Below are 15483 nucleotides of genomic sequence, written 5' to 3' on the forward strand. Positions count from 1 at the left end.
GCTTATCTCGGGCGTCTCGTTGGAAACGCAGTATCAGTGACATACGCGCATCGCCGGGTGGCTATCCACCCTGAGACGGTGGTGCCGTGCAAAGTCCGCCCCGGCGATGGACCGGCGATTGGCCGCTGGGCGGGCACCGTGCGGGCGATGCCTGCCGGGCTTCATTGACGGCGTAAGGACCGCCCCGCAAAACGCCGACCATTCCACGGAGCAAGACGCATGACTTTCACGCTGACGGATCGGACGCTGCTGCGCGAGCAATGCTATGTCGACGGCGCATGGATCGGGGCCGGTGCGATCGACGTGACGGATCCTGCGAGCGGTGAGGTCCTGGGTGCGGTTCCGTCGCTGGGCGCGGACGAGACGCATGCCGCGATCGCTGCCGCCGAGGCTGCGCTGCCGGCTTGGCGCGCGAAGACGGCCGGCGAACGATCGAAGCTGTTGCGGCGCTGGTCCGAGCTGATGATGGCGGCGCAGGACGATCTCGCGATGATCCTGACGCACGAGCAGGGCAAGCCGCTCGTCGAAGCCAAGGGTGAAATCGCCTATGCCGCGTCGTTCGTCGAATGGTTCGCCGAGGAAGCTAAGCGCCTCTATGGCGAAGTGATCCCGAGCCACCGCGCGGACAGTCGGATAGTCGTGATCAGCCAGCCGGTCGGCGTGGTCGCCGCGATCACGCCGTGGAATTTCCCCGCCGCGATGATCACGCGCAAGGCGGCGCCAGCGCTGGCGGCGGGCTGCACGATGGTCCTCAAACCCGCGACGCAGACGCCGTTCAGCGCACTCGCGCTCGCGGTGCTGGCCGAGCGGGCGGGGATACCCAGGGGCGTGTTCAACGTCGTCACCGGGTCGTCGCGCGTGATCGGGGCCGCGCTGACCGGCAGTCCGGTGGTGCGCAAGCTGAGCTTCACCGGCTCGACCGAGGTCGGCAAGACGCTGATGGCGCAGTGTGCGCCGACGATGAAGAAGCTGTCGATGGAACTGGGCGGAAACGCGCCGTTCATCGTCTTCGCCGACGCCGATCTCGATGCCGCGGTCGAGGGAGCGATGGCGTCCAAATACCGCAACAGCGGCCAGACCTGCGTGTGCGTCAACCGCATCCTCGTCCAGCGCGACATCGCCGAGGCGTTCGAAACAAAGCTCGCCGCGGCGGTGGCCAGGCTGAAGGTCGGGCGGGGCACCGGCGAGGGCGTCGCGCAGGGTCCGCTGATCGACGATGCTGCGGTCGCCAAGGTCGAGGAGCACATCGCCGACGCGCTGGCCAAGGGCGCCCGGCTGGTCGCGGGCGGCAAGCGGCATGCGCTCGGCCACAGCTTCTTCGAGCCGACGATCATGTCGGGCTGCACCACCGATATGGCGCTGGCGAGCGAAGAGACGTTCGGGCCGCTCGCCTCGATCTTCGTGTTCGACACCGAGGACGAGGCCGTCGCGCTCGCCAACGATACCGAGGTCGGGCTGGCGGCGTATTTCTATACGCGCGATCTGGCACGGACGTGGCGCGTCGGCGAGGCGCTGGAGGTCGGGATCGTCGGGATCAACACCGGCATCATATCGACCGAAGTCGCGCCGTTCGGCGGGATCAAGCAATCTGGCATGGGTCGCGAAGGCTCGCGCCACGGGATCGAGGATTATGTCGAGCTGAAATATCTCTGCATGGCCGGGATCTGAGCGACAACAACACGAGGATACGAGATGAACTTGAACGGCGTAGCGGCGATCGTCACAGGTGGCGCATCGGGGCTCGGCAACGCGACCGCGACGATGCTTGCGGACGCCGGCGCGAAGGTCGCGATCTTCGACCTGAACGAGGAAGTCGGCGCGGCCGCGGCAGAGACCCTGGGCGGCGCGTTTTTCAAGGTCGACGTGTCCGACGATGCGAGTGTCGCCGAGGCCCTGGAAGCGGCGGAAACGCTGCACGGACCGGCGCGCGTGCTGGTCAATTGCGCGGGCGTCGCTCCGGCGATCCGGATCGTCGACAAACACGGCGCGGCGCATCCGCTCGCCGCGTTCCGCAAGACGGTCGAGGTGAACCTGATCGGCACGTTCAACATGATCTCGAAATTCGCCGGGCGGCTGATCGCAGCCGGGATCGACGGCGAAGAGGCCGGCGTGATCGTCAACACCGCGTCGGTCGCGGCGTATGACGGGCAGATCGGACAGGCGGCCTATGCTGCGTCGAAGGGCGGCGTCGTTGGCCTGACGATCTCGGCGGCGCGCGACTTGGCGCAGCACCGCATCCGCGTCGTCACGATCGCACCCGGCATTTTCCTCACGCCGATGCTGATGGGCCTGCCGCAGGCCGCGCAGGATTCGCTCGGTACGCAGGTTCCGCATCCGAGCCGGCTCGGCAAGCCCAGCGAGTACGCGCAGATGGTCGGTGCGATCGTCGCCAACCCGATGCTCAATGGCGAAGTGATCCGGCTCGACGGCGCGATCCGCATGGCGCCGCGCTGAGAGGGACGCCGAGAGGGGCGCTGACGACGACACATTTCCCGGGAGAGCAGACGATGACCGATTTCGTGACGGCCGATTGCGGCATCCGGCAGCTGCACGCGCGTTTCGTCGACGCGGTGTGGCGACAGGATATGGCGGTCTTCGCGGCATGCTTCGCGACCGACGGCATCTGGAAGATCGCCGGTATGGTCATGACCGGCCGCGACGAGATCGCTGCGGCTGCGGGCAAGCTGCTCGGTCGATGCGAGCGGATCCAGCTGGTCGTCGGTCAGCCGATCCTGGAGGTCGGAGAGGGTACGGCGATCGGCCGGTTGCAGGTCACCGAGTTCGCCAAGAAACATGACGGTACCAGCGCGATCACCTTCGGCACCTATTACGATCGGTACGTCGAAAAGGACGGGGCGTGGCGGTTCCAGTGGCGGCATTGGACGATGGCGTATCACGGCCCGACCGACCTGAGCGGCGACTATGTCGTCCCGCCCGATTATGGCGCGTTTCCGGGTATGCCTGGGCCGGACGAGCCTACGTTCGTGCGCAAAGCGTAGACGATATTGCGATCCTCCCCCGCAAGGGGGAGGTGGCAGGCTCTTGCCTGACGGAGGGGGCGGTCAACGATCACGCTGGCTCAGTGTCCTCCTCTCCATGGCCTTTGACGCCACCTCCCCCTGGCGGAGGAGGATTGCAATTCGATGCGCCTTGATCCCGATCTGCAAACCCATCGCTCCCGCGGATTCTCCCGCCGCCGCTTGGTAATGGACAGCGATGTTCATTAGGGTTGGCGCAACGAGATAATCCGGGAGTGGATATGACCTGCCTGCCATCACGGACGCCCTCGGCCGACGAGATCGATATTCCCGCGCTGAAAGCACGTTACGCGCATGAGCGCGATAAGCGCACGCGCAGCGAAGGGCAGGAGCAATATGCCCGCCCGACCGGCGACGTGGTCGAGGATTACGTCACCGATCCGCACCAGCCGGTAACGCCGCGGGACGCGATCACGGAGGATACCGACGTCGTGGTGCTCGGCGCAGGCTGGTCCGGGATCATGGCGGCCTATCAACTGGTCAAGCAGGGCATCACGGATTTCCGCGTGGTCGACACGGCCGGCGACTTCGGCGGCGTCTGGTACTGGAACCGCTATCCCGGCATCCAGTGCGATAACGAATCCTATATCTATTTGCCGTTGCTCGAAGAGACCGGCTTCATGCCGTCGCGCAAATTCGCCGACGGTCGCGAGATCCAGGGCTATGCGCGGGCGATCGCGGATAAGTTTGGCTTCGCCGACAAGGCGCTGTTCCATACGCAGACCAACGGGCTTCGCTGGGACGCCGAGATCGACCGGTGGCGCGTCTCGACCAACCGTGGCGACGAGATCCGTGCGCGGTTCGTCATCATCGCCAGCGGTGTGCTCAACATGCCGAAACTGCCCGGCATCCCCGGCATCGAAAAGTTCAAGGGCAAGATGTTTCATAGCGCGCGCTGGGACTATGACTATTCCGGCGGCAGCTACGAGAACCCGGTGCTCGACAAGCTGGCCGACAAGCGCGTCGCGATCGTCGGTACCGGCGCCACCGCCATCCAGATCGTGCCGTATCTAGGGCGCTACGCCAAGCAGGCCTATGTCGTGCAGCGCACCCCCTCCAGCGTCGACGAGCGTCCCAATCCGCCGACCGATCCGGACTGGGCGAAGTCGTTGCAGCCGGGCTGGCAGAACACTCGACAGATCAATTTTCACCGCGCGGCGATGGAGGCATTCCATCCCGGCGACGAGGATCTGATCTGCGACATCTGGACCGAGATCAGCCGCAACCTCGCAGCCGAATTCGCCGAGGAGGGCTGGCCCGCGCTGACCCCCGAGCAGTTCATGGCGAAGCGCGACGTGGTCGAGTTCCGTGTGATGGAGCGGTTAAGGCGCCGCGTCGACGATCTGGTCGAGGATCCCGCCACCGCGGAGGCGCTGAAGCCTTATTACCGGTTCCTCTGCAAGCGCCCGCTGTCCAGCGACGAATATTATCCGACCTTTAACCGGCCTAACGTCGAACTGGTCGACGTCTCGCTCACCAAGGGCGTCGAGGCGATGACCGAGAAGGGCTTCATCGCGAACGGCAAGGAATATGAAGTCGACTGCATGATCTTCGCCAGCGGCTTCGAGGTCACGAGCGATCTGGAGCGGCGCTGGGGCATCGACACGATCGAGGGGCGTGACGGCGCGTCGATCTACGATCACTGGCGCGACGGGCCGCGCACCTTTCACGGCGTGATGACCGCGGGTTTCCCCAACCAGTTCTACATGGGGTATATCCAAGGCGGGCTGAATGCGTCGGTTACCGAGCAGAACGGCCGCCAAGGCTATCACATCGCGCACATCATCGCCGAAGCGCTCAAGCGCGGCACGCCCGTCGTCGAGCCGACGCAGACCGCCATGGATGCGTATGTCACGCATTTCGAAGGCAACGAGATCGATATGTCGGCCTTTTCGCGCGAGTGCACGCCGAGCTATTTCAACAACGAAGGCGAGGGGGAGGGCAAAGCCAAATGGCGCCTGTTCCGCGCCTATGCCCCCGGCTGGGACGCGTTCCAGACGCTGCTGACGACGTGGCGCGAGAAGGGCGATCTTGAGGGGCTGTCGCTGACCGGATCGAGCGCGAAATCGCTCGGGCGGTGAATGGTGGCGCGGGCTGGACTTCGGATGCCGATGTCCGAAGAACCGGTCATCTGAGGGAAGGATCAGTCCTGTGAACATCTCCGTCGAAGACCTCGCAGAACCACTCACCTATCCGGTCGAAGCGTTCCTGTCGCGCGAGTATGCCGAGGCCGAGAAGGAGAAGCTCTGGCCCAAGGTCTGGCAGATGGTCGAGCGTGCCGAGGACTTCTGCGAGATCGGCGATTTCGTCATCTACAATATCGCCGACGACTCGATCATCGTCATTAAGACGGGCGAGGCGAGCTTCAACGCGTTCCACAATGTCTGCCCGCACCGCGGACGGCAGCTGATCAATACGCCCGACGGCGTCCACAGCGTCCGCGGCAACCGGCGCAACTTCGTCTGCGGCTTCCACGGCTGGACGTTCGACCGCGACGGCAACAACATCTTCGTGCTCGACCCGCAGGACTGGAAGGGCGCGCTGACGCCCGAGCGGACCTGCCTGTCGCGCGTCCAGGTCGACACCTGGGGGGGCTGGGTGTGGATCAACATGGATCCCGATGCCACGCCGCTTGCCGAGTTCCTAGGCGAAGCGGGGCGCCTCCTGTCGCATTTCGAGATGGATAAAATGCGCTACAAATGGCGCAAATGGACGGTCTATCCGAGCAACTGGAAGACCGCGCTCGAGGCGTTCATGGAGCCGTATCACGTCGCCGGCACGCACACCCAGCTGCTCGATTACGCAGAATTCTACGCCTATAGCGCGGCCTATGGTCTGCACGGCGTCAGCGGTTTCGACCAGCGCGATGCTGCCGACCGGATGAGCCAAGGGTCCAGCGTGACGCGCGCTGGCAAGGGTGCCGATGCGCGCATCTCGACCTACGAGCTGATCAAGGAAAACTACGAGACGCTGAATTACGCGGCCTCCACCGAGACGCTCGTCGTCGCCGCGAGCCGGTTGCAGCACGAACTGCCTGAGGAAACCCCGGCGGGCGCGGTGATCGCGCACTGGATGAAATCGGCCAAGGCCGACGACGCCGCGCGCGGCGTGGTCTGGCCGGAAATCCCGCCCGAGGTAACCGCCGAGGCTGGGCTCGCCTGGCACGTCTTTCCCAACATGTCGGTGCTGCAGGGGATCACCTTCGCGCTCTGCTATCGTGCGCGGCCGTTCGGCGACGATCCGAACATGTGCATCTTCGAATCCTACGCGATCGAACGCTATCCCGATGGCGAAGAGCCCAAGACCGAATGGGAAAATGCAGAGCCGACCGCCGAGAACTGGGGCGCGGTGCTGGCGCAGGATTTCTCGAACATGCGCTGGGTGCAGAAGGGCATGAAGTCGCGTGGCTTCCGCGGACCGCTGCCCAACCCGCACCAGGAACGCAAGATCACCAATTTCCACCGCAATCTGGCCGCGTTCATGGGAACCGGCGAACCGAGGTTACTGCCATGAGCTACGACGACCCCAAGCCAAAGCCCGCCCAGCCTATCTCGCTACTGCCGGGCCAGGCCGCGCCGACCAATACGGCGACCTCCGAGCTCTCGCTGAAGGCAGGCGGCACCCCCGTCTACAAGCGCGTCCTCGACCTGTTCGAGGCGGAGGGGATCAAGACGCTGTTCGGCATTCCCGATCCGAACTTCGTCCATCTTTGCCTCGAAGCGGAAGCCCGCGGCTGGACGGTGGTATCGCCGCACCACGAGGCCGCGGCCGGGTTCATGGCCGAGGCGGCGTCGCGGATCACCGGCAAGCCGGCCTTGTGCTTCGGTACGCTCGGGCCAGGGCTCGCGAACATGATGCCCGCGATCCAGTGCTGCAAGGTCGAGAACTCGCCGGTGATCTTCCTGGGTGGCCAGCGTGCGCGCGTCACCGAGCGGCGCGTGCGTCGTGGGCGGATCCAGTTCGTCCGGCAGGAGCCGATGATCGAGGATTCGGTCAAATATTCGGGGTCTATCGAATATGCCGACCAGACCGACGAGGTGATTCGCGAGGCGATCCGCATCGCGATGTCCGGCACGCCGGGGCCTACCTATGTCGAATACCCCAGCCACATCATCCTCGAGGAACTCGACGTGCCGCCGGTCCTGCCGCCGCACCGTTATCGCCTGGTCAACCAGGGCGCGGACGGCGACCGGATCGCCGAGGCGGCCGAGCTGATTCTCGCCGCCAAGAACCCGATCCTGCTGGTCGGCCATGCGGTCTACACCAGCCAGTCGGGCGCGAAGGTGAAGGAACTCGCCGAGCTGATGAACTGCCCGGTCATCCAGACCTCGGGCGGGACCAGCTACATCAAGGGGCTTGAGGACAAGACCTTCCAGTACGTGTTCTCCGACGCGTCGATCGAGGCGGTCGAGGAGTCCGATCTGGTCGTCGCGCTCGGCACCGAACTCGGCGAGCCCGTGCATTTCGGCCGTTGGCGTCACTGGCATGCCGGCGAGGCGAACCGCAAATGGATCTACGTCCAGCAGGATCCGACCGCGATCGGCGTCAACCGTGCGGTCGACGTGCCGCTGGTCGGCGATCTCCGCGCGGTCGTGCCGCAGCTGACGCGCGCATTGGGCAAGGGGCGCGAGGCTGGTGAACAGCTCGCCAAGTTCATGCGTGACGGCAAGGCGGAGCTGGACAGCCTCGCCGAGGAAACGCTGACCAAGAGCGACGGCACGGGTAACACGCAGGTCCACACCTCGCGATTCATAGTCGAGGCGACCAAGGCGTTTCCCGAGGGCGGGATCATGATCCGCGACGGCGGCGCTTCGGTGATTTTTGGCTGGACCTATAACCAGTGCAAGCCGAACGACGTGATCTGGAACCAGAATTACGGGCATATCGGCACCGGGCTCCCGTACGCGACGGGCGCGATGCTCGCCGATATCGCGGAGACCGGGGTAACGCGGCCGGGGATGCTGGTGACGTCGGACTCGTCGTTCCTGTTCCACATCGGCGAGCTTGAGGTCGCGGTGCGCCGCAACCTGCCGCTGGTCTGCGTGGTCGCGGTCGACTTCCAATGGGGTCTCGAGGTCGGCGTCTACAAGCGCACCTTCGGGCTTGGCACCGCAGAGACCGGTACGCACTGGAGCAACAAGGTGCGCTTCGACAAGATCGCCGAAGGGCTCGGCGCGTATGGGCAGTATGTCGAGACCGCGGACGAGATCGGGCCGGCGATCGCCCGCGCCTATGCACATGGTGGCCCGGCGGTGATCCACGTTCCGATCGACCCCAAGGCGAACTCGGAAGAAATGCCGAAATACGACAAGTTCCGCACCTGGTACGCCGAGGGCACGCAGTAAGTTCTGCTCCCTCCCCTGAAGGGGAGGGAGTGATAGTCAGGAGAGACCCATGCGCGAGTATCTGAAGTTCTACATCGATGGCGCGTGGGTCGATCCGGTCGAGCCCAAGACCGCGGATGTCATCAACCCCACCACCGAAGAGCGCGCGGGCGTCATCGCATCGGGCTCGGTTGTGGACGTCGACAGGGCGGTTGCCGCCGCACGTCGCGCGTTCGTGAGCTGGTCGCAGACGACGCGCGAGCAACGCCTCGAGCTGCTCGGCGCGATCCAGGCAGAATATGATAAGCGCCAGACCGAACTCGGCGACGCGATCATGGAGGAGATGGGCGCGCCCGCCTCGCTCGCGCACGGCTTCCATGTCGGGCTCGGTGCCGGCCATCTCCAGACCGCGATCGAAGTGCTGCGCGAGTTCAAGTTCGACGAACAGCGCGGGGCGACGATGATCGCGCGCGAGCCGGTCGGCGTCTGTGCGCTTATCACGCCGTGGAACTGGCCGATGAACCAGACCTGCGTGAAGATCTTCCCCGCGCTCGCCACCGGCTGCACGATGATCCTGAAGCCGCCGCAGCTCGCACCCTTCTCCGCGCAGATTCTTGCCGAGATCCTCCACGACGCGGGCGTACCGGCGGGCGTGTTCAACATGGTGCAGGGTTCCGGCAGCGTCATCGGTACTGCGCTGTCGACTCACGCGGATGTAGACATGGTCTCGTTCACCGGCTCCGAACCGGTCGGCGTGCAGATCCAGCAGGATGCTGCGACGACCGTGAAGCGCGTCGCACTCGAGCTTGGCGGCAAGAGCCCGTTCATCGTTCTCGACGACGACGCGATGGCGCAGAACGTGGCGGCGGCGACCGGGGGCATGATGGGCAATTCGGGCCAGACGTGCAGCGTTGGCTCACGCCTGTTGGTCCCGGCGGCTCGGTTCGACGAGGCGGTCGCGGCGGCCAAGGCGGCGGCAGAGGCCGTGACGGTCGGCGATCCCAAGGGCAATGTCGCGATGGGCCCGGTTGTTTCCAAGGCGCAGTTCAACAGCATCCAGGGCTATATCCAGAAGGGTCTCGACGAGGGTGCGACGCTGATCGCGGGGGGGCTCGGCAGGCCAGATGGGATCGACAAGGGCTGGTTCGTGCGGCCGACCGTGTTCGTCGGCACCAACGACATGGTCGTCGCGCGTGAGGAGATCTTCGGGCCGGTGCTCGTCATCATCGGCTATGACGACATCGACCATGCGGTCGAGATCGCCAACGACACCAGCTTCGGGCTCGCCGGCTACGTCAACGGGACTGACCTCGATCAGTGTCGCGCGGTCGCGCGACGGATGCGGACCGGCTGGATCAGCATCAATGGCGGGTTCGATTTCCACGCGCCGTTCGGGGGCTACAAGCGCAGCGGCAACGGTCGCGAATGGGGTGAATTCGGCTTCCACGAATATCTCGAAGTGAAGTCGCTCCTCGGTTACGCTCCGGCCTGATGGCCGCTCTGCTCAGCCGATACAGCGCGCCCGCCGCCGCAACCGTCGCGCCCGGCTGGACGCTGTCGCGCACGACGCCGCCCAGCCGCCTCTACGGCGCCAACGGCCTGCGTACCGGGGCGGACGGGCGGCTCTATGTTGCGCAGGTGACGGCGAGCCAGATCAGCGCGGTCGATATCGAGACCGGGCTCGTCGAGGCGATCAGTCCGATGGGCGGCCGGATCGTCGCACCCGACGACATCGTCTTCGACGAGGCAGGCAATCTCTATGCGACCGAGATCACCGAGGGCCGCGTCTCGATGCTGGCGCCGGACGGCAGCGTCCGGGTCATCCAAGGCGATATGCCGGTCGCCAACCCGATCACCTGGCATCAGGGCCGGCTGATCGCGGGCGAATGCCGGGTCGGTGCGCGGATCATGGAGCTGAGCCTCGACGGCGGCGCACCACGCATCATCCTCGAAGGCGTGCCGATGGCGAACGCGTTCGAGGTCGGACCCGACGGCCTGCTGTATTTCCCGGTGATGGGCACGAATGAAATCTGGCGAGTCAGCCTCGACGGCGGCGCGCCCGAGGTGGTCGCGGGCGATCTCGGCGTACCGGATTCGGTCAAGTTCGATTCCAAGGGCCGCATCGTCTCGACGCAGGTCGCAAGCGGGCAGGTACTGCGGATCGATCCGGTTGCCGGTACGCGCGAAGTGCTCGCCGATCTCGGTCCGGGTCTCGATAACGTCAGCTTCGTCGGCGACCGGATCTTCGTCACGAGCATTCCGGGCGAGATCACCGAGATCCTCGGCGGCGGCAAGACGCGGTCGGTGATTCCGCGCGGGTTGCAATGGCCGCTCGGGCTCGCGGTCGGTGCGGACGGCGTGCTGTTCGTCGCCGATGGCGCTTTCGGGTATTCGCTCGCGCCCGGTGGCGCGCTGACGTTGGCTGGCATGATCTTCTATCCCGGTTGCCCCGGCTACCTCCGCGGTGCGGTTGCATCGGCGCCCGGTGAGTGGGTCGTGACGACGGGGCTGGGCGCGGTGGCGCGATATCGGCCTGGCGCGGGCGAAAGCGACCTCATCGCGACCGGATACGACCAGTTGATGGGTGTCGACATCGCCAGCGACGGCGCCGTGGTGTTCGCCGAATATGGTACCGGCCGGCTGTTGTCCGCGGACGGGGGCGACGTGACCGAACTGGCGATCGGGCTCGATAAGCCGATGGGTGTCGCGATCGGAGGCGACGGCAGCGTGTACGTCGCCGAAACCGGGGCAGGGCGGGTCGTGAAGATCACGGGAGGTAAGGCCGCGACGGTGGTCGACGGGCTGTACGCGCCGCAGGGACTGGCGGTACGCGGCGATAGGCTGGTCGTCGTCGACGCGGTTGCAAAGACGGTATCCGAGATCGACCCGGTCGCAGGCACGTCGCGGATCATCGCCGCGAACCTGCCGGTTGGAGCCCCAGTCGGGATCGCACCAAAATTCCTCGGTCCGATCGGCGACATGGCGGGGCCGATGATCCCCTTCGCGGACGTCACGGTCGCCGGCGACGGCGTGCTCTACGTTTCCGGCGATGCCGAGGGTAGCGTGCTGGCGCTGCGCCAGACGGGATGATGCGATATGATGGATATCGAGTTCGACGAACGCCTGGGGATCCTTCGATGCATCTCGCGGGGGTCGACATCACTCGCGGACATCGAGGCGTTCGGTCGCAAGGCGACATCGCTACAGGCACGGGCACGGGCCCGGCTCGGCAGCTGTCTCATTCTGGTCGACGCGTCGGAGACGCCGGTGCACACCAAGGAAGCCGCGGCGCATTTTTCCGAGATGGCGGCGACGCGGTTCAAGGCGGGTGATCGCACGGCGATCCTGATCGCCTCGGCACTGGCCAAACTCCAGTCGCAGCGCATGACCACAAAAGACGCCACCGCGTATTTGACCTCCGAAGCCGAGGCGCTGGCGTGGTTGCTGGAGAGTGGCAAGGTCGCTTGATCCTGCTGGATATCACTCCAGCGCCGGCAATGCCTTGACCAGGTCGAGCACGCGGCCCGCCAGCTCGGGCCGGCAGATCAGCAGATCGGGCAGATACGGGTCGGCGCAATTATAGACCAGCGCTGACCCATCGGCGCGACTGACGTGGAGCCCGGCCGCTTGTGCGACGGCGATCGGGGCGCAATTGTCCCATTCATACTGACCGCCGGTGTGAAGGTAGATGTCGGCCTCGCCGCGTACGACTGCCATCGCCTTTGCACCCGCCGAACCCATCGGCACCAGCGTCGCACCCACCGCGTCCGCGACCGCCACAGCCTCGCGCGCCGGACGCGTGCGGCTGACCAGCATGCGAAGGGGATCGCCCGCCGGTGCGAGCGGCTTGGGCGCGCCCGATGTCAGCGTAAGACCAAGCCCCGGCAGCGCCACCGCGCCGACCGTCGCCACCCCGTCGATCGCAAGCGCAACATGCACCGCCCAGTCGGTGCGGCCTTCGCCATATTCGCGGGTTCCGTCGAGTGGATCGATGATCCACGCGCGGCGCACCGAACAGCGATCGCCATTGTCCTTTTCCTCTTCCGACAGGATCGCGTCATCCGGCCGCGCTGCACGCAGCGTCCGCATAAGGAAGGTGTTGGCCTGCGCATCGCCGGCCTTGCCCAGGTCCTTGCCGGTCAGACCGCTGTTCGCCTGCAACCCGAGCAGGATTTCGCCTGCTTCGGTTGCAAGTCGCTCGGCGAGACGGACGTCGCTTTCGACGATGCTGCTGTGATTCGGGCTCATTTGAGGGGCATGATCTTGCGGACGATGAACTCGGCGGCTTCGGCCGGGGTCATCTCGACCGTGTTGACTCGAATTTCGGCGTTGAGCGGCGCCTCGTACGGGCTGTCGATACCAGTGAAGTTCTTCAGATCGCCCGTCCGCGCCTTCTTGTACAGGCCCTTCACGTCGCGACCTTCGGCCACCTCGAGCGGCGTATCGACAAAGATCTCGATGAATTCCCCCTCGGGCAACATAGAGCGCACCAGATCACGTTCCGCACGGAACGGCGAGATGAACGCGGTGAGGACGATCAGCCCGGCATCCGCCATCAGCTTCGCCACCTCGCCGACGCGCCGGATGTTCTCGATCCGGTCGGCCTCGGTAAAGCCCAGGTCCTTGTTCAGGCCATGACGGATGTTGTCGCCGTCCAGCAGGAAAGTGTGCCGGTTCATCAGGCTGAGCGACTTCTCGACCTCGTTGGCGATGGTCGACTTCCCGGCACCCGACAGCCCGGTGAACCACAGCACCGCGGGCTTCTGGTTCTTCAGCGCGGCATGCGCGTCACGTCCGATGTCGGTCGCCTGCCAGTGGACGTTCTGCGAACGCCTGAGGCTGAAGTGGACCATACCCGCCGCGACCGTCGCATTGGTGATCTTGTCGATCAGGATGAACCCGCCGAGCACCTTGTTCGGTGCCCCTGGACCTTGGGCGCCGCCCTGCGCGTACGGCTCGAACACGATCGCGCGATCCGTGGTGATCTCCGCCACGCCGATCGCGTTCAGCTCCAGCGTCTTGGCCGCCAGATGCTCCATCGTGTTGACGTTGACCTGGTATTTCGGCTCGCGGACGGTCGCCGACACCATCTGCGTGCCGAGCTTGAGCCAATAGGAGCGCCCGACGATCAGCGGTTCGTCGTCCATCCAGACGATCGTCGTCTCGAACTGGTCGGCGGTTTCGGGGGGCGAGTCAGACGCGGCGATGACGTTGCCGCGCGAGCAGTCGATTTCGTCGGCGAACGACAGCGTGACGGACTGCCCTGCAACCGCTTCGTCAAGGTCGCCGTCGAGCGTCGTGATCCGGCTGATCGTCGAGGTCTTGCCACCGGGCAGAACGCGGATCGCATCGCCGGGCTTGACGATGCCGGCGGCGACCTGTCCCGAAAAGCCGCGGAAGTCGAGGTTGGGGCGGTTGACCCACTGCACGCCCATGCGGAACGGCTTGGCCTGATCGTCGTCGACGTCGACATCGACGGATTCGAGATGCTCCATCAACGTCGGCCCGGTGTACCACGGCATGGCGTCCGACTTCAGCGAGATGTTGTCGCCCTTGAAGCCCGAGATCGGCATCGGCGTGAAACTGGTGATGCCGATGCTCTTCGCGAACTCGATATACTCCGCGTGAATCTCGTCATAGCGGGCCTGGTCGTAACCAATCAGGTCCATCTTGTTGATCGCGAGCACCAAGTTCCGGATGCCGATCAGATGCGCGAGATAGCTGTGGCGCTTGGTCTGGGTGAGCACGCCCTTGCGCGCGTCGATCAGGATCACGGCAAGGTCGGCAGTCGATGCACCGGTTACCATGTTGCGGGTATATTGTTCGTGGCCAGGCGTATCCGCGACGATGAATTTGCGCTTTTCGGTCGAGAAGAAGCGGTACGCGACGTCGATCGTGATGCCCTGTTCGCGTTCGGCCGCCAGACCGTCGACGAGCAGAGCGAAATCGATCTCCTGCCCTTGCGTGCCGACGCGCTTGCTGTCCGCCTCGAGTGCCGCGAGCTGATCTTCGAAGATCATCTTCGAATCGTACAGCAACCGGCCGATCAGCGTCGACTTGCCGTCGTCGACCGAACCGCAGGTGATGAAGCGCAGCATCGTCTTGTGCTGGTGCTGGTCGAGATACGCGTCGATGTCCTCGGCGATCAACGCCTCGGTCTGATACACCGAATCCTGGGTGGCGATGTCGCTCATCAGAAATAGCCCTCTTGCTTCTTCTTTTCCATGCCCGCGCCGCCGGCGTCCTTGTCGATCGCGCGGCCCTGTCGCTCGCTGGTGGTGGTCAGCAGCGTTTCCTGGATGATCTCGGACAGCGTCGACGCCGTGCTTTCGACCGCGCCGGTGAGGGGGTAGCAGCCGAGTGTGCGGAAGCGGATCGAGCGTTCGACGGGGACTTCGCCGGGTTGCAGCGGGAAGCGATCGTCATCGACCATTAGCAGCATGCCGTCGCGTTCGACTGTCGGGCGCATGCCGGCATAATAGAGCGGGACGATCGGCACGTCGTTGAGCTGAATATATTGCCAGACGTCGAGCTCGGTCCAATTCGAGATCGGGAACACGCGGATGCTCTCGCCCTTCGATTTGCGCGCATTGTAGAGGCTCCACAATTCGGGCCGCTGGTTCTTCGGATCCCAGCCATGCGTCGCGGTGCGGAACGAGATGATGCGTTCCTTGGCGCGGGATTTTTCCTCGTCGCGCCGGGCACCACCGAAGGCCGCATCGAAGCCGTGCAGATTGAGCGCCTGCTTCAGCCCCTCGGTCTTCCACATGTCGGTGTGCAGCGCGCCGTGGTCGAACGGGTTGATCCCCCGCGCGATCGCCTCGGGATTCTGATACACCAGCAACTCCATGCCGGCGTCGCGTGCGGCCTTTTCGCGAAGTTCGTACATCGCCTTGAACTTCCACGTCGTATCGACGTGCAGCAGCGGGAAGGGCGGCGGCGAGGGATAGAAGGCTTTCCGCGCGAGATGCAGCATCACGGCCGAATCCTTTCCGACCGAATAGAGCATCACGGGTCGCTCCGCCTCCGCGACGACCTCGCGCATGATGTGGATCGCCTCCGCTTCGAGCCGCTCCAGATGTGTCAGTGTCTTGGCCATGATGTCGTGTCTCCGCGGGCTG

At 65.1% G+C, this 15483-nt stretch carries 12 protein-coding genes; 9 read left to right on the forward strand and 3 right to left on the reverse strand.

Annotated elements, in window-relative coordinates; all coding sequences use genetic code 11:
• Positions 1-219: 219 nt before the first annotated feature.
• The 9 genes from BM244_RS17385 to BM244_RS17425 all read left to right on the forward strand — a co-directional run bounded on the left by BM244_RS17385 (position 220) and on the right by BM244_RS17425 (position 11830).
• A complete protein-coding gene (locus BM244_RS17385) occupies positions 220-1668 on the forward strand; it encodes an NAD-dependent succinate-semialdehyde dehydrogenase (protein ID WP_093400189.1) in 1449 nt (482 codons plus the stop codon).
• Between the two features lie 24 nt (positions 1669-1692).
• A complete protein-coding gene (locus tag BM244_RS17390; protein ID WP_093400190.1) occupies positions 1693-2454 on the forward strand; it encodes an SDR family NAD(P)-dependent oxidoreductase in 762 nt (253 codons plus the stop codon).
• Between the two features lie 53 nt (positions 2455-2507).
• Entirely contained in the window at positions 2508-2999 is a 492-nt protein-coding gene (locus tag BM244_RS17395) for a nuclear transport factor 2 family protein (RefSeq protein ID WP_093400191.1), read from the forward strand.
• 260 nt (positions 3000-3259) lie between these two features.
• Complete coding sequence (locus tag BM244_RS17400) at positions 3260-5119, forward strand: flavin-containing monooxygenase (protein ID WP_093400192.1); 1860 nt, start codon at positions 3260-3262, stop codon at positions 5117-5119.
• Positions 5120-5180: 61 nt separating this feature from the next.
• On the forward strand, positions 5181-6551 hold the full coding sequence (locus tag BM244_RS17405) for an aromatic ring-hydroxylating oxygenase subunit alpha (RefSeq protein ID WP_093400193.1): 1371 nt from the start codon (positions 5181-5183) through the stop codon (positions 6549-6551).
• Positions 6548-8383 carry a thiamine pyrophosphate-binding protein gene (locus tag BM244_RS17410; RefSeq protein WP_093400194.1) on the forward strand — a complete coding sequence of 612 codons (1836 nt, stop codon included), beginning with the start codon at positions 6548-6550 and terminating at the stop codon, positions 8381-8383. The genes BM244_RS17405 and BM244_RS17410 overlap by 4 nt, the downstream gene beginning before the upstream one ends.
• A gap of 49 nt (positions 8384-8432) precedes the next feature.
• The gene (locus tag BM244_RS17415) at positions 8433-9854 is read left to right on the forward strand and encodes an aldehyde dehydrogenase family protein (protein ID WP_093400195.1); all 1422 of its coding nucleotides are present in this window, start codon (positions 8433-8435) and stop codon (positions 9852-9854) included.
• Positions 9854-11452: an SMP-30/gluconolactonase/LRE family protein gene (locus BM244_RS17420; RefSeq protein WP_093400196.1), complete on the forward strand. Its 1599-nt coding sequence runs from the start codon at positions 9854-9856 to the stop codon at positions 11450-11452. Before BM244_RS17415 ends, BM244_RS17420 begins: the two co-directional genes overlap by 1 nt.
• Positions 11453-11458: 6 nt before the next feature.
• The gene (locus BM244_RS17425) at positions 11459-11830 is read left to right on the forward strand and encodes a hypothetical protein (protein ID WP_093400197.1); all 372 of its coding nucleotides are present in this window, start codon (positions 11459-11461) and stop codon (positions 11828-11830) included.
• A 12-nt stretch (positions 11831-11842) separates the two neighbouring features.
• On the opposite strand, the gene BM244_RS17430 is transcribed toward BM244_RS17425, so the two are convergent.
• Genes BM244_RS17430 through cysD form a run of 3 tightly spaced genes read right to left on the reverse strand, consistent with a single transcriptional unit; the run spans position 11843 to position 15461 of the window.
• Positions 11843-12610, reverse strand: a complete 768-nt coding sequence (locus BM244_RS17430) for a 3'(2'),5'-bisphosphate nucleotidase CysQ (RefSeq protein ID WP_093400198.1) — start codon at positions 12608-12610, stop codon at positions 11843-11845.
• The gene (gene cysN / locus BM244_RS17435; RefSeq protein ID WP_093400199.1) at positions 12607-14556 is read right to left on the reverse strand and encodes a sulfate adenylyltransferase subunit CysN; all 1950 of its coding nucleotides are present in this window, start codon (positions 14554-14556) and stop codon (positions 12607-12609) included. Before cysN ends, BM244_RS17430 begins: the two co-directional genes overlap by 4 nt.
• Positions 14556-15461, reverse strand: a complete 906-nt coding sequence (gene cysD / locus BM244_RS17440; protein ID WP_093400200.1) for a sulfate adenylyltransferase subunit CysD — start codon at positions 15459-15461, stop codon at positions 14556-14558. The genes cysN and cysD overlap by 1 nt, the downstream gene beginning before the upstream one ends.
• Positions 15462-15483: the final 22 nt, after the last annotated feature.

Origin of the sequence: Sphingomonas sp. OK281 (assembly GCF_900115295.1) — a bacterium.
Lineage (GTDB): Bacteria > Pseudomonadota > Alphaproteobacteria > Sphingomonadales > Sphingomonadaceae > Sphingomonas.

Excerpts from the sequence above, each read along its gene's own strand:
- BM244_RS17385 (WP_093400189.1), top strand. The coding sequence starts at position 220 with ATGACTTTCACGCTGACGGATCGGACGCTGCTGCGCGAGCAATGCTAT.
- BM244_RS17390 (WP_093400190.1), top strand. The coding sequence starts at position 1,693 with ATGAACTTGAACGGCGTAGCGGCGATCGTCACAGGTGGCGCATCGGGG.
- BM244_RS17395 (WP_093400191.1), top strand. The coding sequence starts at position 2,508 with ATGACCGATTTCGTGACGGCCGATTGCGGCATCCGGCAGCTGCACGCG.
- BM244_RS17400 (WP_093400192.1), top strand. The coding sequence starts at position 3,260 with ATGACCTGCCTGCCATCACGGACGCCCTCGGCCGACGAGATCGATATT.
- BM244_RS17410 (WP_093400194.1), top strand. The coding sequence starts at position 6,548 with ATGAGCTACGACGACCCCAAGCCAAAGCCCGCCCAGCCTATCTCGCTA.
- BM244_RS17415 (WP_093400195.1), top strand. The coding sequence starts at position 8,433 with ATGCGCGAGTATCTGAAGTTCTACATCGATGGCGCGTGGGTCGATCCG.
- BM244_RS17420 (WP_093400196.1), top strand. The coding sequence starts at position 9,854 with ATGGCCGCTCTGCTCAGCCGATACAGCGCGCCCGCCGCCGCAACCGTC.
- BM244_RS17425 (WP_093400197.1), top strand. The coding sequence starts at position 11,459 with ATGATGGATATCGAGTTCGACGAACGCCTGGGGATCCTTCGATGCATC.
- BM244_RS17430 (WP_093400198.1), bottom strand. The coding sequence starts at position 12,610 with ATGAGCCCGAATCACAGCAGCATCGTCGAAAGCGACGTCCGTCTCGCC.
- cysN (WP_093400199.1), bottom strand. The coding sequence starts at position 14,556 with ATGAGCGACATCGCCACCCAGGATTCGGTGTATCAGACCGAGGCGTTG.
- cysD (WP_093400200.1), bottom strand. The coding sequence starts at position 15,461 with ATGGCCAAGACACTGACACATCTGGAGCGGCTCGAAGCGGAGGCGATC.